Annotated in this window: 17 protein-coding genes; 9 read left to right on the top strand and 8 right to left on the bottom strand. The window is 72.8% G+C overall.

Annotated elements, in window-relative coordinates:
- The first annotated feature begins 99 nt into the window (after positions 1-99).
- Positions 100-1146: an NAD(P)-dependent alcohol dehydrogenase gene (locus ASE25_RS00085; protein WP_056821915.1), complete on the top strand. Its 1047-nt coding sequence runs from the start codon at positions 100-102 to the stop codon at positions 1144-1146.
- 108 nt (positions 1147-1254) lie between these two features.
- Here the strand turns inward: ASE25_RS00085 and ASE25_RS00080 are convergent, their stop codons facing one another.
- Both ASE25_RS00080 and ASE25_RS00075 read right to left on the bottom strand, forming a co-directional pair.
- Positions 1255-1827, bottom strand: a complete 573-nt coding sequence (locus ASE25_RS00080; RefSeq protein ID WP_056770772.1) for a pyridoxamine 5'-phosphate oxidase family protein — start codon at positions 1825-1827, stop codon at positions 1255-1257.
- 204 nt (positions 1828-2031) lie between these two features.
- Positions 2032-3915 (bottom strand): DEAD/DEAH box helicase, encoded by a 1884-nt coding sequence (locus ASE25_RS00075; protein ID WP_056821910.1) that lies wholly within the window; start codon positions 3913-3915, stop codon positions 2032-2034.
- Positions 3916-4165: 250 nt separating this feature from the next.
- On the opposite strand from ASE25_RS00075, the gene ASE25_RS00070 reads away from it, so the two are divergent.
- On the top strand, positions 4166-4894 hold the full coding sequence (locus ASE25_RS00070; RefSeq protein WP_056821907.1) for a ferritin-like fold-containing protein: 729 nt from the start codon (positions 4166-4168) through the stop codon (positions 4892-4894).
- A gap of 138 nt (positions 4895-5032) precedes the next feature.
- Here ASE25_RS00070 and ASE25_RS00065 read toward each other — a convergent pair whose 3' ends face one another.
- The 4 genes from ASE25_RS00065 to ASE25_RS00050 all read right to left on the bottom strand — a co-directional run bounded on the left by ASE25_RS00065 (position 5033) and on the right by ASE25_RS00050 (position 7015).
- Entirely contained in the window at positions 5033-5296 is a 264-nt protein-coding gene (locus tag ASE25_RS00065) for a GlsB/YeaQ/YmgE family stress response membrane protein (protein ID WP_056770758.1), read from the bottom strand.
- Between the two features lie 192 nt (positions 5297-5488).
- Positions 5489-5761, bottom strand: coding sequence for a GlsB/YeaQ/YmgE family stress response membrane protein (locus ASE25_RS00060; RefSeq protein WP_056770754.1), 273 nt, complete (start codon positions 5759-5761; stop codon positions 5489-5491).
- A gap of 283 nt (positions 5762-6044) precedes the next feature.
- Positions 6045-6266, bottom strand: coding sequence for a DUF3107 domain-containing protein (locus ASE25_RS00055; protein ID WP_026864027.1), 222 nt, complete (start codon positions 6264-6266; stop codon positions 6045-6047).
- A 56-nt stretch (positions 6267-6322) separates the two neighbouring features.
- Complete coding sequence (locus ASE25_RS00050; protein WP_056770750.1) at positions 6323-7015, bottom strand: TetR/AcrR family transcriptional regulator; 693 nt, start codon at positions 7013-7015, stop codon at positions 6323-6325.
- Between the two features lie 102 nt (positions 7016-7117).
- On the opposite strand from ASE25_RS00050, the gene moeB reads away from it, so the two are divergent.
- From moeB to katG, 5 genes are all read left to right on the top strand, one after another.
- Entirely contained in the window at positions 7118-8296 is a 1179-nt protein-coding gene (moeB, locus tag ASE25_RS00045; protein WP_056821898.1) for a molybdopterin-synthase adenylyltransferase MoeB, read from the top strand.
- A 10-nt stretch (positions 8297-8306) separates the two neighbouring features.
- Positions 8307-9047, top strand: coding sequence for an MGMT family protein (locus ASE25_RS22135; RefSeq protein ID WP_082622614.1), 741 nt, complete (start codon positions 8307-8309; stop codon positions 9045-9047).
- 169 nt (positions 9048-9216) lie between these two features.
- The gene (locus ASE25_RS00035; protein WP_056821895.1) at positions 9217-9960 is read left to right on the top strand and encodes a DUF4386 family protein; all 744 of its coding nucleotides are present in this window, start codon (positions 9217-9219) and stop codon (positions 9958-9960) included.
- 31 nt (positions 9961-9991) lie between these two features.
- Positions 9992-10420 (top strand): Fur family transcriptional regulator, encoded by a 429-nt coding sequence (locus ASE25_RS00030; protein WP_056770740.1) that lies wholly within the window; start codon positions 9992-9994, stop codon positions 10418-10420.
- A gap of 72 nt (positions 10421-10492) precedes the next feature.
- The gene (gene katG / locus ASE25_RS00025) at positions 10493-12676 is read left to right on the top strand and encodes a catalase/peroxidase HPI (protein WP_235508555.1); all 2184 of its coding nucleotides are present in this window, start codon (positions 10493-10495) and stop codon (positions 12674-12676) included.
- Here the strand turns inward: katG and ASE25_RS22600 are convergent.
- Positions 12669-12896, bottom strand: a complete 228-nt coding sequence (locus ASE25_RS22600) for a hypothetical protein (RefSeq protein WP_157623272.1) — start codon at positions 12894-12896, stop codon at positions 12669-12671. The genes katG and ASE25_RS22600 overlap by 8 nt on opposite strands.
- Between ASE25_RS22600 and ASE25_RS00020 the strand changes: the two genes are divergently transcribed.
- Together ASE25_RS00020 and ASE25_RS00015 are read left to right on the top strand one after the other, a co-directional pair.
- Positions 12889-16125, top strand: coding sequence for an ATP-dependent DNA helicase (locus tag ASE25_RS00020; RefSeq protein WP_056821888.1), 3237 nt, complete (start codon positions 12889-12891; stop codon positions 16123-16125). The two genes, ASE25_RS22600 and ASE25_RS00020, sit on opposite strands and share 8 nt — an antisense overlap.
- Positions 16122-19622, top strand: coding sequence for an ATP-dependent helicase (locus ASE25_RS00015; protein ID WP_056821885.1), 3501 nt, complete (start codon positions 16122-16124; stop codon positions 19620-19622). The genes ASE25_RS00020 and ASE25_RS00015 overlap by 4 nt, the downstream gene beginning before the upstream one ends.
- Positions 19623-19718: 96 nt before the next feature.
- Here ASE25_RS00015 and ASE25_RS22595 read toward each other — a convergent pair.
- Positions 19719-20634 (bottom strand): IS5 family transposase gene (locus tag ASE25_RS22595; protein WP_369793443.1). Its coding sequence is split into 2 segments (ribosomal slippage): positions 19719-20286 and positions 20285-20634, totalling 918 coding nucleotides; the frame shifts between segments, so codons are not numbered across the junction.
- Positions 20635-20684: the final 50 nt, after the last annotated feature.

Here is a 20684-nt window from a genome sequence, read left to right as displayed (position 1 = left end):
GGTCCCAGACGTTCGACCGGACCCGCCGACGGGGAATGAACCGTGGTGAGGGCGCGCTGCACCTGAGAGCGTCGCCACCCACCACGAAGGAGAATCCCCTTGATTTCCACCCCCGCACTGGTCGCACCGAGCGCCGGAGCCACCTTCGAGGCCCGGACCGTCGAGCACCGCGACCTGCGAGACGACGACGTCCTCATCGACATCAAGTTCGCCGGCATCTGCCACAGCGACATCCACCAGGTCCGCGAGGAGTGGGGCAGCGCGATCTTCCCCATGGTCCCCGGCCACGAGATCGCCGGTGTCGTGTCCGCCGTCGGTGACGGTGTCACGAAGTACCAGGTCGGCGACCGCGTCGGTGTCGGCTGCATGGTCGACTCGTGCGGCGAGTGCGAGTTCTGCAAGGACGGCGAGGAGCAGTTCTGCTCCAAGGGCGCGGTCATGACCTACAACGGCAAGGGCTACGACGGCGAGCCGACCAAGGGTGGCTACGCCCAGCAGGTCGTCGTCTCCGAGCGCTTCGCCGTCGGCATCCCCGACGGCATCGAGCTCGACGTCGCCGCCCCGCTGCTCTGCGCCGGGATCACCGTGTGGTCCCCGCTGAAGCGCTGGGGCGCCGGCCCCGGCAAGAAGGTCGCCGTCATCGGACTCGGCGGCCTGGGCCACATGGCCGTCAAGCTCGCCGCCGCCATGGGCGCCGAGGTCAGCGTGCTCAGCCGCACCGACGCCAAGAAGGGCGACGGCGAGGCGCTCGGCGCGACGCACTACTTCGCGACCGGCGACGAGGGTGTCCTCAAGGGCCTCAAGGGGACCTTCGACATCATCATCAACACGGTGAGCGCCGACCTGCCGATGCAGACCTACATCGGCCTGCTGCGCCCGCTCGGTGTCATCGCCAACGTCGGGCTGCCCACGGGCAACTACGACTTCGCGCCCGGTGCCGTCGTCGGAGGCAGCCGCGTCGTGGCCGGCTCGAACATCGGCGGAATCCCAGCGACCGCCGAGATGCTGGCCTTCTGCGCCGAGCACGGCATCGGCGCGTCGGTCGAGACGATCTCGGCCGACGAGGTCGACGCGGCCTACGACCGCGTGGTGGCCGGCGACGTGCGCTACCGCTTCGTCATCGACACCGCGACGATCAACGCCTGATCCAACCGTCGCCCCACCGAGGGCGTAGGCCGTACGGCCGGGTCCCACGAGGGCCCGGCCGTCCGCGTTCCCGGAGTCACCTGCCCCTTCGAGGCGTGGGTGGCGACGTCAGTCGGCTGCGGCTGATGGTGTGGCCGTCGGGTCGAGGGCGGGGAGGCCGTCGATGGAGGTGGCGTTCTTCGTCGCACGGTAGGTCGCCAGGCCCTCGTCACCCCGGTTGCCCGCCCACCGGGTCAGTAGGTCCCGGTCGCTCTCGTGGCTCATGAACGGCACGGCATAGCCGCACGAGTCTGAGACGCGTTCGACGTCGATAACGACGACTCCCCGGGCACCGGGGTGTTCGGCGAAGAGTCCACGGTACGAGTCGAACTCGCTGTGACCGAGCGCCACGTAGCGACCGGTCCCGTGCAGCCGCACGATGTTCGGCGGCCCCTCGAACGCGCAGAACATGACGGTGATGCGACCGTTCTCGCGCAGGTGGGCCACGGTCTCGGAGCCGCTGCCCGTGAGGTCGAGGTAGGCGACCTCGTGCTCGCCGAGCACCGCGAAGGTGCCGTCGAGGCCCTTGGGGGAGAGGTTGACGTGTCCGTCGGAGGCGAGCGGCGCCGTCGCGACGAAGAAGAGGTGCTGCGCCTCGATGAAGGCGCGCAGGCGCTCGTCGATCCGATCGTGCAGCTTCATGGGTGGGCCTCCTCGGTGCCGGCGTCTCGCCCCAGCGTAGGAGCCCGTCACGACGCCAACCCGGGCTGACCGCAGCGTGGACCCGACCGGGTGTGCGGGCGGCCACATGGGTGTGCGAAGGCCCGGGCGGACACCGTGTGGTGTCGGCCCGGGCCTCTCACGTGCTGGATGCGACGTCAGCCGATGTGGCTCGACGTCGCGCCGTCACTCGGCAGCGGCTGTCGCGGGCTCGGACTCGCCGTGACCCGCACCACCGCGGCCGGCACCGCCACGACGGCGACGGCGCGGCGGACGCGACCCACCCTCGGCGGCGTCGGACCCACCGTCGGGGCCGTTGCCGGCAGGAGCCGACGACTCGGAGCCACCGGCCTCGCCTGCGGCACCGGCGGCTGCAGCGCCGGCGCCACGGGTGCGACGGCGGTTGCGGCTGCGGCGGGGGCGGCTCTCGCCACCCTCGGCGGCCGGCGTCTCACCGGCGTCGGACGAGTCGGACGAGCCTGCCGAGCCGGACGAGCCGTTCGCCTCGGCGTCTCCGCGGCCGCGGTCGGAGCGCGAGCGCCCACGGTCGCCGCCACGGTCACCGCGGTCACCGCGCTCACCCCGGTCACGGTCGCCGCGACCGGCTCCGGCGCCCGCGCCGGACTTGCCGTGGCGCTTGCCCGTCTCACCGAGGTCCTCGATCTCCTCGGCACCGAGGCCCGCGAGCTTCTGCTGCGAGCGACGCAGGCGGCCCTTGGCGTCGGTGGGGATGTCGAGGTCGCTGTAGAGGTGGTCGGAGCTCGAGTAGGTCTCCTGCGGCTCGGGGATGCCGAGGTCGAGCGTCTTGTTGATGAGCGCCCAGCGGTGCAGGTCGTCCCAGTCGACGAAGGTCACCGCGACACCGGTGTTGCCGGCGCGGGCCGTGCGGCCGATGCGGTGCAGGTAGGTCTTCTCGTCCTCGGGGCACTGGTAGTTGATGACGTGCGTGACGTTCTCGACGTCGATGCCGCGGGCCGCTACGTCGGTGGCGACGAGGATGTCGACCTTGCCGTTGCGGAAGGCGCGCAGCGCCTGCTCGCGGGCACCCTGCCCGAGGTCACCGTGGATCGCGGCAGCCGCGAAGCCACGCTCGACGAGCTCGTCGGACACCTTGGCGGCGGTGCGCTTGGTCCGGCTGAAGATGATCGTCAGCCCTCGGCCGTTGGCCTGGAGCATGCGCGAGAGCATCTCGACCTTGTCCATGGCGTGCGCACGGTAGACGAACTGCTCGACGGCCTTGACCGTGTGGGCGTTCTCGTTCTCGTCGCCCATCGCGCGGATGTGCGTCGGCTGGGACATGTAGCGACGGGCGAGGGCCACGATGGCTCCCGGCATCGTCGCGGAGAAGAGCATCGTCTGGCGCGAGGCCGGCGTCAGCGACATGAGGGTCTCGACGTCCGGCAGGAAGCCGAGGTCGAGCATCTCGTCGGCCTCGTCGAGCACGACGGTGCGCGCCTGCGACAGGTCGAGGTGACCCTGCTTGGCCAGGTCGATGAGGCGGCCGGGCGTGCCGACGACGACCTCGACGCCCTTCTTGAGGGCCTCGATCTGCGGCTCGTAGGCGCGGCCGCCGTAGACGGTGAGGACGCGGACGCCGCGCTTGCGGCCCGCCCGCTCGAGATCGCTCGCGACCTGGACGGCGAGCTCGCGCGTCGGGGCGACGGCGAGGGCCTGCGGCTTGCCCGGACGGGCCTGCTCGTCGAAGCCGGCGTCGCCGGGGGCGAGGACGCGGTTGAGGATCGGCACGCCGAACCCGAGGGTCTTGCCGGTGCCGGTCTTGGCCTGGCCGATGATGTCGTGGCCACCGAGGGCGACCGGCAGCGTCATCGCCTGGATGGGGAAGGGGTGGACGATCCCGTGCTCGGCGAGCGAGGCGACGATGTCGGGGTGGACGTCGAAGTCGGCGAAGGTCAGTTCGGGGGCGACCGGCTCCTCGGCCGCGGGGGTGAGCGGCTCGGCCGACTCGGTGGGGGCCTCGGGAGCCGTGTCCGCGACCGTCTCGGCGACGGTGGGCTCGGGCGCGTCCGTGGCGACCCCCGCGTCGGCGGGGGTCTCGTGGGGCTGGGTCATGGGCATCTCTCGATCGGCACGAGCACCCCGACGGTGCGGGAGCTCAGTGGCGCGTGACGGGCCGATCGGAGACTGTCAGGGACGGTGGGTGGCTCTCGCACTGCTTGGACGCGGTGCGGGCTCCACCGGTGCGCGGGGACTCCGCGAGCACCATCTGGGCAAACCATCGGGCCGACCGGGCACCGAGTTGTCAAGCCCAGTCTACCGGCATGCGGGCAGAACGCCCGAACTCCTTCACTAGATTGGGCGCATGAGCGACGACGCGACGCCCGGACCCCAGGTCGACACGGACCATGGGAGCCGCGAGGAGAGCACCGACGAGCCCGGCTACCTCGCCGCCGTCACGGACCTGCTCGGTGCGCTCGCGTACGGCGAGCTGCGTGCCTTCAGCCAGCTGGCCAAGGACGCCGATCTCGCGCCCACGTTGCATCACAAGTCGGCGCTCGCCGTCCTCGCCGCCCACGAGCTGAAGAACTACTCGGTGCTCACCGAGCGCCTCCAGTCCCTCGGCGTCGAGCCGGAGTCGGCCATGGAGCCGTTCGTGCCGGCGGTCGACGCCTTCCACGAGCGCACGGCAGCCTCCGACTTCCTCGAGGGACTCGTCAAGGCCTATGTCGGCGAGGGCATCGCCCAGGACTTCTACCGCGAGATCTCGCGCTACGTCGACGAGGACACGCGCGCGCTCGTCGTCAGCGTCCTCGAGGACACCGGTCAGGCCGACTTCGCGGTCACCGTCGTCCGCGAGGCCATCGCCGCCGACCCGCGCCTCGCGGGCCGGCTCGCGCTCTGGGGCCGTCGTCTCGTCGGCGAGGCCATCACCCAGGCCCAGCGCGTCGGCGTCGAGCGGGACGCGCTGGCCAGCATCCTCGTCGGGGCCCCCGGGCGCGCCGGGGCCGACCTGGCCGAGCTCGGCCGCATGTTCGCCCGTCTCACCGACGAGCACTCCCGCCGGATGGAGCGCCTCGGCCTGTCGGCCTGAGGGGGCGTATGCCGCCCTCCCGGCCACCGACGGAGGCCGCGGTCCCTCGGACCGGGCGACACGGCATACGCCACGCGGTGGGCGGACATGCCGAAGGGCCCGACCGCGTGCGGTCGGGCCCTTCGGTCGTGCGGTCGGTCAGACCGACTTGTGGCTCATGCGGCCGTAGAGAACGATGATGATCGCCGCCACGATGGCGCCGAGGATCAGCGGGATCCACGCGATGCCTGAGTTGTTGGAGTAGCCGAGCTGGCGCACGACGAACGTCACGAGGACGTTGGCGACGATGCCGATGAGGATCGTCACGACGAGCGAGATGTTCTGCTTGCCGGGGAGGATCAGACGGCCGAGTGCACCGATGATGGCACCGACGATGATGGCCCCGATGATTGTTCCGATCATGTGACGCTCCTTCTGGCCGCCACAGGGGCGACCGCTTGGTCCGCGAGGGGTGCGGACAACACATGCGACGAGATCAATGTCCCATCGCGTGGGGCTGGTGTGGTGGATGTGGCGCCTGCCAATTCCACGGGGATTCGCCCGCGAGGGGACGAAGGGGACGAGCGACCCGGGTCGGGAGCCCGTCCGAAAGCATCAGCGCGTCTGGCGGTTGCCGGTGATCATGCCGTAGCCGACGATGAGCGCGGCTGCGACGACGACGCCGATCAGGCCGGAGATCCAGTCGATCCCCTTGGTGTCGTTGACACCGGTGGCCTTGTAGTAGATGAACGCGCCGATCAGGGAGCCGATGGCACCGAGGATGACGGTGAGCAGGACACTCATGTCCTGCTTCCCGGGGAGCACCAGCCGGGCGAGCGGTCCCACGATCGCACCCGCGACGAGGGCGGCAAGGATGGTTCCGATCATGTCTACGCTTCCTCCTTCGAGCCCGCAGGACGGGCGGCGACGACCCGGCGATCCCGGCTCGTTCCTCCACCTTGTACCCGCATGGTCGCTCCGGGCCACACCCCGACGGAGGACGTGTCGGGACGCCGGCTCGGCGGGCATGACGAAGGCCGCCGACCGTGGTGGTTGGCGGCCTTCGTCATGCCTGGACGGCCCGTCCTCGGGCTGTGGTCCTCCGGCGGGTCGCGGCGGTCGCCGTGGCCGGTATCGGGAATGTCGGCGGGGTCGTGCTCCTCGGACGCGTTCAATGAGCGCCGAAGCCGACGCCCGACTTGCGCTCGGCACCCGTCGTCACGTAGCCGATCGAGGCGGACGGGACCATGATGCGACCGCCCTTGTCGTCGGTCAGCTCGAGGGCCTCGGAGCCGAGCGACGCCTTGACGGCGGCGAAGATCTCGTCGCTGCTCTGGGTCGTCTCGAAGGTGATCTCGCGTGCCACGTTCTGCACGCCGATGCGGACCTCCACGTCAAACCTGCTTTCTCAGTTCTGGTGGACGCGGTCGACCGCGTCCTGTCGTCACCTTAACGAGCCGGCGTGCCGACCGATTCCCTGGCCGCGCCGCCGGGCCTGTCGCCCTCGTCGCCGCGGCCGTCGCCCCGTCCGACGACCGGGAACGCACCGAAGCCGCGGCGGATGAGCGCAGCGGTGAGGCGCACGGCCGTCTCCTTGGAGAGCGTCGCCTCGTGGGTCAGCCAGTGGCGGGCCGACGTCTGCGCCAGGCCGACGAAGGCCACGCCGACGAGGACGGCCTCCTCCTGGTCCATCGAGGTCTCGCTGCGGATGATCTCGGCCATCGCCTCGGCGCACGTGAGGTCGATCTGGTCGAGACGGCGGCGCACCTCGGGCTCGTTGGCGAGGTCGGACTCGAAGATGAGCCGGAACGCCGCGCCCTCCTGGCCGACGAAGTCGAAGTAGGCGCGCGTCATCGTGTTGATGCGGGCCTTGTTGTCCGACAGGGCCAGGGCGTCGCGAACGAGCTGCTCGAGCTCGCCGGTGTGCTGGTCGATGAGCGCGAGGTAGAGCTCGAGCTTGCCGGGGAAGTGCTGGTAGAGCACCGGCTTGGACACCCCGGCCCGCGCGGCGATGTCGTCCATCGCGGCAGCGTGGTAGCCGTTCTCGACGAAGACGCCGAGAGCGGCGTCGAGCAGCTGGGCGCGCCGCTCCGATCGGGGCAGCCGCTGGCCGCGGCCCGGCGGGGTGGTCTCGTCTGCCATGCGGATCCTCTTCGGGTGTGGGCGCGTTGCTCGTCGGTCCTCGGCGTCCGCCCCCGCAGACGACCGTGTCCGTCTCACCATACCGAGCAGTACGGTGAGGGCATGTCGACGGATCCGCTGGTCAAGACGGGTCGGGCGCTCAGCAAGGCCGAGACGACGAGGTACGCCCGCCACGTGCTGCTGCCCGACGTGGGCCGGGACGGACAGGAGCGCCTGGCGGCCGCCCGGGTGCTCGTCGTCGGTGCCGGTGGTCTCGGGTCGCCCGCGCTGCTCTACCTCGCCGCCGCGGGGGTCGGCACGATCGGGGTCGTCGACGCCGACGTCGTGGACCTCACGAACCTCCACCGCCAGGTCATCCACTCGGACGCCGACATCGGTCGACTCAAGACCGAGTCCGCGGAGGCCGCCGTCCACCGCGTCAACCCGCACGTCGAGGTGGTCCGACACGACGTCGCGCTCGACTCGGCCAACGCCCTGGGGATCATCGGCGACTACGACCTCGTCGTCGACGGCACCGACAACTTCCCGACCCGCTACCTCGTCAACGACGCCTGCGTCATGCTCGGCAAGCCGCACGTGTGGGGCTCGATCCTCCGTTTCGATGGCCAGGTCTCGGTGTGGTGGGCCGGTCAGGGGCCGTGCTACCGCTGCGTCTTCCCCGACCCGCCGCCACCCGGCTCGGTGCCGAGCTGCGCCGAGGGCGGCGTGCTCGGGGTCCTGTGCGCCGCCATCGGGTCGATCCAGTCGACCGAGGCGATCAAGCTCCTGCTCGGCATCGGCGAGCCGCTCGTCGGCCGGCTCGTGGTCCACGACGCGCTGCGCCAGACCTGGGACACCCTGACGGTCCGGGCCGACCCCGAGTGCCCGGTCTGCGGCGACGAGCCGACCGTCACCGAGCTCATCGACTACGTCGAGTTCTGCGGCGTGCCCGGTGCCGCCGCCCACGACGAGGGCGACCTGCCGACGGTCACCGTCCACGACATGGTGGGCGAGCTCGCCGCCGACGAGCCGCCCCTGCTCGTCGACGTGCGCGGTGACGAGGAGCGGGCCATCGCCTCGATCCCCGGCGCCGTCGCGATCCACCTCGACCGCTTCCGGTCCGGGGAGGCGTTCGACGAGCTGCCCACGGACAGAAGGGTGCTCATCCACTGCAAGGTGGGTGGCCGATCGGCCGAGGCGACGCGGCTCGCGCTCCGCGCGGGGCTCACGGACGTCGCGAACGTCGAGGGCGGCATACTCGCCTACCTCCGGGAGATCGACCCGAGCCAACCCGAGTACTGAGAGGACGCCCGTGCCGCTGGAGGACCTCGCCGAGCGCGTGCTCGACCTCGTCGCGACCATCCCCGAGGGGCGGGTGCTCGCCTACGGCGACATCGCCAAGCGTCTCGGCGGCATGGGTCCGCGCACGGTCGGCACCGTGATGAGCCGCTACGGGTCCGACCTGCCGTGGTGGCGGGTCATCCGCTCCGACGGTCGGCCGCCGCAGGGGCTCGACGACGAGGCCCTCGAGCACTGGCGGGCCGAGGGGACGCCCATGGTGGGCGGGCTCGTCGAGGGTGGCCGCGCCGACATGGGCCGCGCGCGCTGGGACTTCGGCGGAGCGCCGGCGGCGTCCGGTGCCGCCGGGGGAGCGGTGCCGCGCGGCGGCCTGCACCACATCGAGATCTGGGTCGACGACATCACCGCTGCCACGCGCGAGTGGGGCTGGCTGCTCGGACGACTCGGCTACCACCTCGGTGACGACTGGGGGCACGGACAGGCGTGGGAGCTCGGCTCGCTCTACGTCGTCGTCGAGGCCGGGCCCGACGTCGTCGCCGGACGCCATGAGCGCACCCGCGCGGGCCTGAACCACCTTGCCTTCCATGGCGGTTCGCGCGCCGAGGTCGACGCGCTCGTCGACGCCTGCGGCGAGGGCGGCTGGACGCTGATGTTCGCCGACACCCACCCGTATGCCGGTGGCCCGCAGCACTACGCCGCCTACCTCGAGAGCGGCGAGGGCTTCGAGGTCGAGGTCGTCGCGGCTGACACCTGACGCCGGATCCCGGACGCACGGGCCCGTCCGGACGTCGGGACCCCTGCCGGGACCTTCGGCCCTGCCGGTCGGGGCCGCGGCGCGTGAGGGTGGGAGAGCGGCCCGTGGCTGTGGGTCGCTCACGAGGGTGACGCCACGTCGTCAGCCAGGTCACCAAGGAGACGGTCCGATGGTCACGTCCACGTATGCCTCGGCGCCGGGCAGCGCGAGCACCGCGGTGACGGGGGCGGACCCGTCGTGGGCCCGCCTCTACCGGATCGGTGGGGTCTGCGCCGGTGTCTTCGTCGTCATGGTGACGGCCGGCATCGTCCTGGCCGTGGCGGCTCCGGCCGCGCCCACCGAGGGCGGCGAGGCCACGCTCGCCCACATCGCCGCGCACCGATCGCTCTACGTCGTCCAGCAGCAGCTGTGGCTCGTCCCGGGAGTCTTCGCCGCGGTGGTCTACCTGTCGCTCTTCCCGGCGCTCAAGCACCTCGACCGGAGCCTGGCCGCCCTGGGCACGGCCATCGGTGGCGGAGCCTGGGCACTCACCCTGACGATCCCCACGACGACGACGGGCGCACCGGCCCTCGTCCACCTCAGCGACCAGTTCGCCGTGGCCGGGCCCGCGCGTCGGCTCGCCCTCGCGACAGCGGCCGAGACGCTCATCGCCCAGAACCGCACGACGTCGGTCGTCGGGCCCCTGACGACCGTGGGCCTGCTCCTCGTCTCGGTCGTCATGCTGCGGGGGGTCTTCCCTCGCTGGGTGGCCTGGCTGGGGGTGGTCGCCGGGGTGCTCGGGATCGCGGCCGAGGCGCTGCGCACGGTCGTCGAGGGGTTCTACGTCGTCTACGGGGTCCTGCTGCCGATCTGGATGGCCGCAGTGGCCTGGCACCTCTACCGGCTCGGTCGCCAGAGAGTGGTCAAGACTTGATTTGTTCCAGACAAGTCGGGAGACTCGGGACATGACCGGAGCCGACGTCGAGGTGCAGCTGCGCGAGGCGGGTCTGCGCGTCACGCGCCAGCGCGTCGCCGTCCTCTCGGTCCTGCACGACCACCCGCACACCGACACCGACACCGTCATCCGCCGCGTCCGCGAGGTCGCCGGCGACGTGTCCCACCAGGCCGTCTACGACGTCCTGCGCGCCCTCACCGACGCCGGTCTCGTGCGCCGCATCCAGCCGACGGGCTCCGTCGCCCGCTACGAGGTGCGTGTCGGCGACAACCACCACCACGTGGTGTGCCGCTCGTGCGGTGCCATCGCCGACGTCGACTGCGCCGTCGGCCACGCCCCCTGCCTCACGGCATCCGACCCTCACGGATTCGTGATCGACGAGGCCGAGGTGACGTACTGGGGCATCTGCCCTGCGTGCGCCGCCGAGGCCGCCTCCTGAAGTTGCCCACCCCAGAAAGAGAAGGACGTCCTCGTGTCTGAGCTCAACCAGCCCAACGCCGAAGTCGGCGAGATGAACGAGCCCGAGGCCAGCAAGTGCCCCGTGGCCCACGACCGGTCGACCCGCCCCGCGGGCACGAGCAACGAGGACTGGTGGCCCAACCGCCTCGACCTCAAGATCCTCTCCAAGAACCCCGCGGTCGCCAACCCGCTCGGTGACGACTTCGACTACGCCGCGGCCTTCACCAGCCTCGACCTCGCCGCCGTCAAGGCCGACATCGCCGCCGTGCTCACCGACTCGCAGGACTGGTGGCCCGCCGACTTCGGCCACTACGGCCCCTTCATGATCCGCATGGCCTGGCACAGCGCGGGCACCTACCGCGTGCAGGACGGTCGCGGCGGCGCGGGCTCCGGCCAGCAGCGCTTCGCCCCGCTCAACTCCTGGCCCGACAACGGCAACCTCGACAAGGCCCGCCGCCTGCTGTGGCCGGTCAAGAAGAAGTACGGCCAGAAGCTCTCGTGGGCCGACCTCATGGTCCTCACCGGCAACGTCGCCCTCGAGACGATGGGCTTCGAGACGTTCGGGTTCGGCGGCGGACGCGAGGACGTCTGGGAGCCTGACGCCGACGTCTACTGGGGCTCGGAGGCCGAGTGGCTCGGCGACGAGCGCTACACCGGTGACCGTGACCTCGAGAACCCCCTCGCCGCGGTCCAGATGGGCCTCATCTACGTCAACCCCGAGGGCCCCAACGGCAACCCGGACCCGCTCGCCGCGGCCCGCGACATCCGCGAGACCTTCGCCCGCATGGCGATGAACGACGAGGAGACCGTCGCCCTCATCGCCGGTGGCCACACCTTCGGCAAGACGCACGGCGCGGCCGACCCGCTGGAGTACGTCGGCAAGGAGCCCGAGGCCGCCGGCCTCGAGGAGCAGGGCCTGGGCTGGAAGCAGTCCTTCGGCTCGGGCAAGGGCAAGGACGCGATCACCTCAGGCCTCGAGGTCACGTGGACGCCCACGCCGACGCAGTGGGACAACACCTTCTTCGACATGCTCTTCGGCCATGAGTGGGAGCTCTCCCAGAGCCCCGCCGGCGCGGCCCAGTGGGTCGCCAAGGACGCCGAGGCCATCATCCCGGCGCCCGACGAGGGCGGCGCCAAGCGACTGCCCACGATGCTGACGACCGACCTGTCGCTCCGGGTCGACCCGGCCTACGAGCAGATCTCCCGCCGCTTCCACGAGAACCCCGCCGAGTTCGCCGACGCCTTCGCCCGCGCGTGGTTCAAGCTGACCCACCGCGACATGGGCCCGGTGGAGCGCTACCTCGGCCCCGAGGTGCCGCAGGAGGAGCTGCTCTGGCAGGACCCGCTGCCCGCAGCCACCGGTCAGGCGATCGGCGCCGACGACGTCGCGACCCTCAAGCAGGCCATCGCCGACTCCGACCTCACCGTCACCCAGCTCGTCAAGGCCGCGTGGGCGTCCGCGTCGACCTTCCGCAGCAGCGACAAGCGCGGCGGCGCCAACGGTGCCCGCGTGCGCCTCGAGCCGCAGAGCGGCTGGGACGTCAACGACCCGGCCGAGCTCGCGACCGTCCTGCGCGCCCTCGAGGGCATCCAGGCCGACTTCAACGGTCGCGGCGGGGCCACCGTGTCGGTCGCCGACCTCATCGTCCTCGGCGGCAACGTCGCGGTCGAGCAGGCCGCTGCCGCAGGCGGCGTCACGGTCGAGGTGCCCTTCCGCGCCGGCCGCGTCGACGCCACGCAGGAGCAGACCGACGTCGAGTCGTTCGGCTACCTCGAGCCGAGGCACGACGGCTTCCGCAACTACGTCGGCAAGCCCGGCCGCGTGCCGGCCGAGTACCTCCTCGTCGACCGCGCCAACCTGCTCGGCCTCTCGGCCCCGCAGATGACGGTCCTCGTCGGCGGGCTGCGCGTCCTCGGCGCCAACACCGGTGGCTCGACGACCGGTGTCCTCACCGACCGCGTCGGCACGCTGACGAACGACTTCTTCGTCAACCTGCTCGAGCTCGGCACGACGTGGACCGCTGCGAACGAGGGCGGCGACACGTTCACCGCGACGAACGCCGCCGGCGAGCAGACGTGGACCGGCAGCCGCGTCGACCTGCTCTTCGGCTCCAACTCCGAGCTGCGCGCCCTCGCCGAGGTCTACGCGAGCGACGACGCCGCCGAGAAGTTCGTCCACGACTTCGTCGCTGCCTGGTCGCAGGTCATGGAGGCCGACCGCTTCGACGTCAGGTGACGGCCTGAAGCACCGCACGGGGCCCGGGATGGCGTATGCCGTCGCGGGCCCTTCGCGTGCCCGCTCGCGCCGCGGGCGGCTGGGTCGAGGTCGCGTCACCGAGGGCCTGGGCCCCGCCGAGGCAGGAGCGGGGCGCGTCCGCCGGGACGGGGCGGACGGCATACGCCATCGGGTCGTGCGCGGGTGTCGGTCGGGCGTGATGGAATCCTCCGGTGGTCATCCTCCGTCGAGCTCCCGCCCTCGCCCCGGCGCAGGTGCGGCTCGACGAGCGGCAGCAGGCCGCGCTCGACTCCTCGGCCCGGGTGCTGCGGGTCCTCGGCGGGCCGGGCACCGGCACGTCGACCGTCGCGGTCGAGCTCGTCGTCGACGCCGTGCGCCGTCAGGGGCTGCGGGCCGACTCGTGCCTCGTGCTCACCTCGAGCCGCAGCGCGGCCGGCGCGCTGCGCCAGCAGGTCACGGCGCGGCTCGGCGGCACGTCCACCGAGTCGCTCGCCCGGACGTGGCAGGCCTTCGGCTTCGGGGTGCTCCGGGCCGAGGCGGCGCTGCGCGGCGACCCACCGCCCCGGCTGCTCAACGGCCCCGAGCAGGACGTCATCCTGCGCGACCTGCTCGCCGGGCACGCGTCGGGGGAGGTGCGCGGGCCGGCATGGCCTGAGCAGCTGCGCGAGGCGCTGACGACCCGCGGCTTCCGCAACGAGCTGCGCGACCTGCTCATGCGCTCGGTCGAGCTGGGGCAGGGCCCCGACGATCTCGCTCGGCTCGCCGACGAGCACGACCGGCCCGAGTGGGCTGCGGCGGCGCACGTGCTGCGCGAGTACGACCAGGTCACCTCGTTCAGCCGGCACGGCTCCTACGACCCCGCGTGGGTGCTCACCGCGGTGGCCGAGCTGCTCGACGACGACCCGTCGGCACTCGACCGGCTGCACGAGCGCATCCGCCTCGTCGTCGTCGACGACGCTCAGGAGCTGACGTCGGCAGCGGCGCGGCTGCTGCGCGTCGTCGCCCGCGCCGGTGGCCCTCGGGTGGTCCTCCTCGGCGATCCCGACGTCGCCGTCCAGACCTTCCGCGGCGCCGACCCGCGCTTCCTCGCCGACGGCTGGACCGACCTCGCGGGGAGCGGGCGCGACCCCCGCTTCGTCGGCGGGCTCTTCGACCTCATCGACGACGCCGGTGACGGTGCGAGCGAGACCGTCGTCCTTGACCGGACCCACCGGCTCGGCGCGGCCATGGTGGGGGTGGCCGACCGGGTCTCGCGGCGCATCGGGGCGCTCGGCGGCGGCGAGCAGCGCCGGATGTCGTCGGCGACCGGCGACCCGTCGCGGGGCACCGTCGAGGTGGCCCTGCTGCGCTCCGCCGCCCAGGAGACGGCTCACGTCGCGGCCCTGCTGCGCCGGGCGCACCTCGTCGAGGGCGTGCCCTGGACCGACATGGCCGTCATCGTGCGCGGATCGGGCCGCGCCGACGCGATGCGTCGCCTGCTCGGGCAGGCCGGGGTGCCGGTCCAGGCCGGCAGCGCCGAGACTCCGGTCCGCGACGAGAGCGCGGTGCGCCCGCTGCTGCACCTGCTCGACGAGAGCATCGCCATCGCTCGCGCCGAGCACCGCGGCCACACCCACGTCATCGACCCCGTGCGGGCCGCCGACCTCGTGCTGTCCCCCGTCGGGGGGAGCGACACCGTCGGGCTGCGACGACTGCGACGGCTGCTCCGACAGGACGAGCTCGCCTCTGGCGGTGGGCGGTCCAGCGACGAGCTGCTCGCCGAGCTGCTCCAGTCGCAGCCCCGCGCCCGGATGCTCGGGTCGACCGCCCGGCCCGCCGAACGCATCGCGACGGCGCTCGCCGCCGGCGCCGCGGCGGCGCGCGTCGCCGACGACGGCCGGTGGGCGCGCGGGGTCACGGCCGAGTCCGTGCTCTGGGCCATCTGGCAGGGCGCGGGGGTCGCCGACGGGTGGCGGCGACAGGCGCTCTCCGGAGGCACGTCGGGCGAGCGGGCCGACCGCGATCTCGACGCCGTGCTCGCGCTCTTCGACGCGGCGGGCGCGTTCGTCGACCGGCTGCCGACCGCCGGCCCCGACAAGTTCCTCGAGCACATCCAGGGTCAGGACGTCCCCGGCGACACCCTGCTCGTCGGCGGTCAGTCCGGGGGCCGGGTCGCGCTGCTGACGCCGCAGACCGCCGCCGGCCGGCAGTGGCGCATCGTCGTCGTCGCGGGGGTCCAGGAGGGCGTGTGGCCCGACCTGCGCCTGCGCGGCTCGGTCCTCGGGTCCGAGGACCTCGTCGACGTCGTCGCCCAGCGGCCGCTCGGCTTCCGCGCCGCCCAGGCCGCGGTGCGCTACGACGAGACGCGCCTCTTCCTCGTCGCCGTCACCCGCGCCACCGAGCGGCTGCTCGTCACCGCCGTCGGCAACGAGGACGAGCAGCCGTCGGTCTACCTCGACCTCGTCGACCCGCCTGCCACGACGCGTCTGGCCGACGAGGTGCGCCCGCACTCCGAGGTGGCGCGCACCATGACCCTGCCGGGGCTCGTCGGAGAGCTGAGGCGCGAGGCCGTCAGCCCCGACCCGGGCGTCGCCGAGCCGGCCCTCAACCTGCTCGCAGCCGCGGCGCGCGAGGGCGTGCGCGGGGCCGACCCGACCTCGTGGTGGGCGCTCCGGTCGGTCACGAGCGAGCGTCCCGTGCGCCGACCCGACGAGCCGGTGCCCGTGTCGCCGTCGAAGGTCACCTACTTCGCCGAGTGCGGGCTGCGCTGGTTCCTCACGTCGGTCGGTGGCGAGGGCGTCTCCCTCGGCGCAGCCTCCGTCGGCACCTTCGTCCACGACATCGTCGCCGAGCTGCCCGACGCGCCGCTCGAGGTGCTGAAGCACGAGGTCGACGCACGGTGGGGACGCCTGGGGCTCAAGCCCGGCTGGGTCACCGACCGCACCCACCAGGAGGCGCACGACATGGTGGCGCGGTTCGTGGCCTACCGGTCCGCCGCCGAGCGCGACTGGGAGCGCGTCGGGATCGAGTCCGACTTCCGGGTCGAGGTGGGGCGCGCCGTCGTGGCCGGGCGCGTCGACCGCATCGAGCGCGACGCCGAGGGTCGCCTGCGCATCGTCGACCTCAAGACCGGCAAGACCAAGCCGACCAAGGCCGAGCTGGCCCAGCACGGCCAGCTCGGGGCCTACCAGGTGGCCGTCGAGGAAGGCGGGTTCCCCGCGCTCGGAGACCGCAGTGCCGGGGCGGCGCTCGCCTTCATCGGCAAGGGAGGGCTCTCCGGGCTCAAGCCGAGCCTGCTGCCACAGCCACCGCTCGCGAGCAGCGACGACCCGACGTGGGCACGGACGCTCGTGCAGCAGACCGCCGAGGGGATGGGGGCGGCCGAGTTCCGGGCTGCGCAGGGCAAGGCCTGCGAGACCTGCCCGGTGCGGTCGTCGTGCCCCGTCCAGCCCGAGGGAGACGCCCTGTGACGACGACCGAGGCGCGCCCCGCGACGACGGTGGCGCACAGTGCGTTCGACATCGCGACGGCGCTCGAGATGCCGCCGCCCACGGCCGAGCAGGCCGCCGTCATCGAGGCGGGTGCCCGCCCGCTGCTCGTCGTCGCCGGCGCGGGCTCGGGCAAGACCGAGACGATGGCGGCGCGCGTCGTGTGGCTCGTCGCCAACGGCCTCGTCGACCCCGACCAGGTGCTCGGCCTGACTTTCACCCGCAAGGCCGCGGCCGAGCTCTCCCAGCGCATCGCCAAGCGCCTGCGAGGCCTCGAGCGGGCCGGCATCTGGACGCCGCCCGCCGACGACGGCACGGGCGCCGAGGTGCTCGGCGGCACGCCGACCGTCTCCACCTACCACGCGTATGCCGGCCGGCTCGTCCGCGAGCACGCCCTCCGGGTGGGCATCGAGCCGGAGTTCCGCATCCTCACCGAGGCCGGGGCGTGGCAGCTGGCTGCCGAGGCGGTGTCGCGCTGGGACGGCCCGATGGACGACGTCGTCAAGAGCGAGGCGACCGTCATCCAGGCCGTCATGGCGCTCGCCGGCGAGATGGCCGAGCACGTGCGCACGCCCGTCGACGTGATGGACCACCTCGACGCCGTGCTCGCGCGCCTCGACGCCCTGCCCGACGGCGAAGGCCGTGGGTCGCTCACCGCCGCGCGAGACGCGGTCGCCGTCCTGCGCGAGCGCCGCACGGTCCTGCCGATCGTCGAGGCCTTCCTCGCGCTCAAGCGCGAGCGCGAGTCCCTCGACTTCGCCGACCAGATGGCCATCGCGGCCCGGCTCACCCGTTCGGTGCCGGCCGTCGGCGAGATCGAGCGCGAGCGGTTCCGGGCCGTGCTGCTCGACGAGTTCCAGGACACGTCCGAGGCGCAGCTCGAGCTGCTCCGCTCGCTCTTCCACCACCCCGGGGTGGCGCTGACCGCCGTCGGCGACCCCAACCAGTCGATCTACGGCTGGCGTGGCGCGAGCGCCACCACCCTGCTGCGCTTCCCGTCCGAGTTCGGCGGCGACGAGGGCCCCGCCGACGTCCTGCCGCTGTCGACGAGCTGGCGCAACGACTCGCTCATCCTCGATGCGGCCAACGCCGTGGCCGCGCCGCTCGCGACCGAGCACGTGCAGCCGCTGCGGCCTCGGCCGGGCGCCGGGGTGGGGACGATCGAGGTGGCCCGGCTCGGGACCGCCGAGGAGGAGGCCGACCACCTCGCCGCCTGGATCGCCGCGCACTGGTTCAGCCCGAGCGGCCGGCGCACCGGCCGCAGCGCGGCCGTGCTGTGCCGGCGACGCTCGACCTTCCCCGTCGTCCTCGAGGCGCTGCGCCGCCACCAGCTGCCCGTCGAGGTCGTCGGCCTCGGTGGCCTGCTCGTCACCCCCGAGGTCAGCGACCTCGTCGCCGCCCTCTGGGTGGTGCAGGACCCCAGCCGCGGCGACCAGCTGATGCGCCTGCTGACCGGGCCCGTCGTCCGCCTCGGCGCGGCCGACCTGGCCGGGCTGTGGGCGTGGGCGCGTGAGCTGCACCGGCGAACGCCCCGCGTCGGGGCCGCCACCTCGACCGCACCCGACCAGCCGGCGGCCGGCAGCCCCGGCGCAGTCGCCGCGCAGCGGAGCCCGGGATCCGGGCCCTCCGGAGGCCGGCCACCCACGGGCGACGGCGCCCCGGCGGACGGCGTCGTGGCGGAGGTGGCGGGTGCCGATGGCGGCACGGCATCAGCCGATGACCGCCGGGGCTCCGACCTCGCGGCCGACAGCGCCGACACCGCCACGCTCGTCGAGGCCCTCGACGACCTGCCTCGCGCCGGGTGGACCGGACGCGACGGCGCCCGCATCGGCGACGAGGCGCTGGCCCGGCTGCACGACCTCGGCGACGTCGTGCGGCGGCTCCGTCGGCTCACGGCGCTGCCCCTCGTCGACCTCGTCGCCGAGGCCGAGGTCGCCATCGGGCTCGACATCGAGGTGCTCTCGCGGCCCGAGCACACGGCCTCGACCGCCCGCGTGCACCTCGACGCCTTCGCCGACGTCGCGGCGCGCTATGCCACGACTGCCGATCGACCCACCCTGTCCGGCTTCCTCAGCTGGCTCGACGCCGCCCGCGACCAGGAGCGCGGCCTCGACGCCGGGCACACCGAGTCCGACGCCGACGCCGTCCAGGTCCTGACCGTGCACGCGGCCAAGGGGCTCGAGTGGGACGTCGTCGCCATCCCGACCCTCGTCGAGGGAGTCTTCCCGGCGCACGGCGCGACCGCGGTGGCGCCCGTCGCCGAGAGCGAGCCCACGGCATACTCCTGCTCGGGTGACGTCAAGGACAAGGGCTGGCTCATCGGGCTCGACTCGCTGCCCTACGACCTGCGCGGCGACCGAGCCGGCCTGCCGCACCTCGACTGGCGCGGGGTGCCCGACCGCAAGGCGCTCAGCGCTGCCATCGACGCGTTCGTCCTCGACGGCGGGCGGCATGCCGTGGCCGAGGAGCGGCGCCTCGCCTACGTCGCGCTGACCCGCGCACGCGCCTCGATGCTCCTGACGACCCACCTCTGGGGTGCCACGAAGAAGACCCTGTCGGTGCCGTCGCGCTTCCTGACCGAGGTCGAGGAGACCCTGCCCGGGTCCGTCGTGCGCACCGCCTGGGCGCCGGACCCCGAGCCGGTCCTCGACGACAAGGGCAAGGCGTCGGCGCCGACCAACCCGCACCTCGCCGTCCCGATCTCACAGCTGTGGCCCCACGACCCGATGGGGGCGAGGCGCGCAGGCCTGCTCGACGCGCACCGACGGATCGCCGCCCTCGTCGACGCGGGTCCCACCGTGCCGCAAGGGGATCCGCGCGTCGACGACCTCCGCATCCTGCTCGCCGAGCAGGCGGCCCGGCGGTCTCGTGATGAGTCCGTCGTCGACGTCCCGCGCCACCTCTCGGCGTCCGCGGTCGTCTCGCTGGCCCGGGACGCGGAGGCGTTCGCGATGTCCCTCCGCCGTCCGATGCCGAGCCCGCCGGCCGTCGCCGCGCGGCAGGGCACGGCCTTCCACGCGTGGATCGAGGAGCACTACGCTCGCGCCGCGTTCGTCGACCTGCTCGACCTCCCGGGCAGCGCCGACGAGGGGGCGGCCGACGACGGCGACCTGGACGGGATGAAGGAGCGCTTCCTCGCCAGCGAGTGGGCCGACCGCATCCCCGAGGAGATCGAGATGTCGATCGAGACGGTCATCGACGGGATCGCCGTCCGCGGCCGGGTCGACGCCGTCTTCCCTCGCGACGACGGCGGTTGGACGGTCGTCGACTGGAAGACGGGTGCCAGGCCGACCGGGCGCGACGCAACCGTCCGCGCGCTCCAGCTCGCGGCGTATGCCGTCGCCTTCGCCCGGCTGCGCGGCGTCGACCCGTCGCTCGTCGACGCGGCGTTCTACTACGCGGGCGAAGGTGTCACGGTGCGTCCCGACCTCCCGGGCGAGGCCGCCCTCGTCGACCTGCTCCGCACCCTCCCCGACTAGGGCGTGTCTCCCAGTTCGCGTAGCCAGGTGACAATCGCGCCGAGGACGACCCCGCCCCGGTAGGTCAGGGCGAGCTTGTCGTACCTGGTGGCCAGNCTAGGGCGTGTCTCCCAGTTCGCGTAGCCAGGTGACAATCGCGCCGAGGACGACCCCGCCCCGGTAGGTCAGGGCGAGCTTGTCGTACCTGGTGGCCAGGCCGCGCCACTGCTTGAGGACGTTGAAGGAGCGCTCGATGACGTTGCGGCCCTTGTACGCCTCAGCGTCGAAGCCCGGAGGCCGGCCGCCCTTGGACCCTTTGCGTTTGCGGTTCCCGACCTGGTCGGACGGTTCGGCGATGACCGCCGTGATGCCGCGCGAGCGAAGCAGAGCTCGGTTGCCACGCGAGGAGTACGCCTTGTCGCCCAGCACCGCGTCGGGCCGGGTCCGCGGCCGTCCCGGGCCCAGGCGCGGCACCCGAATCGCATTGAGCAGGTTCGGAAACATGGGCGAGTCGTTCGCTTGACCGGGGCCCAGGAGCAGCACGAGCGGGCGGCCGTTGCCGTCACAGAGGTGGTGGATCTTCGTGCTCAGTCCGCCACGGGAGCGGCCGACCGCGTGGTCAGCCGGCTCGAGCAGCAGATTCTTGTGATTCGACAGAGCCCCCTGTGCTCCCGATGGCCGGGGTCACGCGGGTCAGGTTCGTGCCGTGCTGGTGGGCCCGGTTGATCGTGGAGTCCACGCTCACGTTCCAGTCGATCTCCCCGACCGCGTCGGCGTGCGCGAGCAGCGCGGTGTGGATCCGGTCCCATGTGCCGTCCCCGGAGAACCGGCGGTGGCGTTTCCAGACCGTCTGCCAGGGCCCGAACCGCTCCGGCAGGTCACGCCACGCGATCCCGGTCCGGAACCGGTACACCACGGCCTCCACGATCGTGCGGTGGTCACGAAATCGGTTGCCGCGCTTGCCATCCGAGGACGGCATCAACGGTTCGATCAGCTCCCACTGAGCATCGGTCAGCACGGCAGAACGCGACATGCATCAACCATCACAGCCGACCGTGCCCACATTCAGGAGACACGCCCTAG

The organism is Terrabacter sp. Root85 (assembly GCF_001429185.1).
GTDB lineage: Bacteria > Actinomycetota > Actinomycetes > Actinomycetales > Dermatophilaceae > Terrabacter.
This window is presented reverse-complemented; position numbering and strand designations above follow the sequence as displayed.

Excerpts from the sequence above, each read along its gene's own strand:
- ASE25_RS00080 (WP_056770772.1), bottom strand. The coding sequence starts at position 1,827 with ATGAAGCTGCACGATCGGATCGACGAGCGCCTGCGCGCCTTCATCGAG.
- ASE25_RS00075 (WP_056821910.1), bottom strand. The coding sequence starts at position 3,915 with ATGACCCAGCCCCACGAGACCCCCGCCGACGCGGGGGTCGCCACGGAC.
- ASE25_RS00070 (WP_056821907.1), top strand. The coding sequence starts at position 4,166 with ATGAGCGACGACGCGACGCCCGGACCCCAGGTCGACACGGACCATGGG.
- ASE25_RS00065 (WP_056770758.1), bottom strand. The coding sequence starts at position 5,296 with ATGATCGGAACAATCATCGGGGCCATCATCGTCGGTGCCATCATCGGT.
- ASE25_RS00060 (WP_056770754.1), bottom strand. The coding sequence starts at position 5,761 with ATGATCGGAACCATCCTTGCCGCCCTCGTCGCGGGTGCGATCGTGGGA.
- ASE25_RS00050 (WP_056770750.1), bottom strand. The coding sequence starts at position 7,015 with ATGGCAGACGAGACCACCCCGCCGGGCCGCGGCCAGCGGCTGCCCCGA.
- moeB (WP_056821898.1), top strand. The coding sequence starts at position 7,118 with ATGTCGACGGATCCGCTGGTCAAGACGGGTCGGGCGCTCAGCAAGGCC.
- ASE25_RS00035 (WP_056821895.1), top strand. The coding sequence starts at position 9,217 with ATGGTCACGTCCACGTATGCCTCGGCGCCGGGCAGCGCGAGCACCGCG.
- ASE25_RS00030 (WP_056770740.1), top strand. The coding sequence starts at position 9,992 with ATGACCGGAGCCGACGTCGAGGTGCAGCTGCGCGAGGCGGGTCTGCGC.
- katG (WP_235508555.1), top strand. The coding sequence starts at position 10,493 with ATGAACGAGCCCGAGGCCAGCAAGTGCCCCGTGGCCCACGACCGGTCG.
- ASE25_RS22600 (WP_157623272.1), bottom strand. The coding sequence starts at position 12,896 with ATGACCACCGGAGGATTCCATCACGCCCGACCGACACCCGCGCACGAC.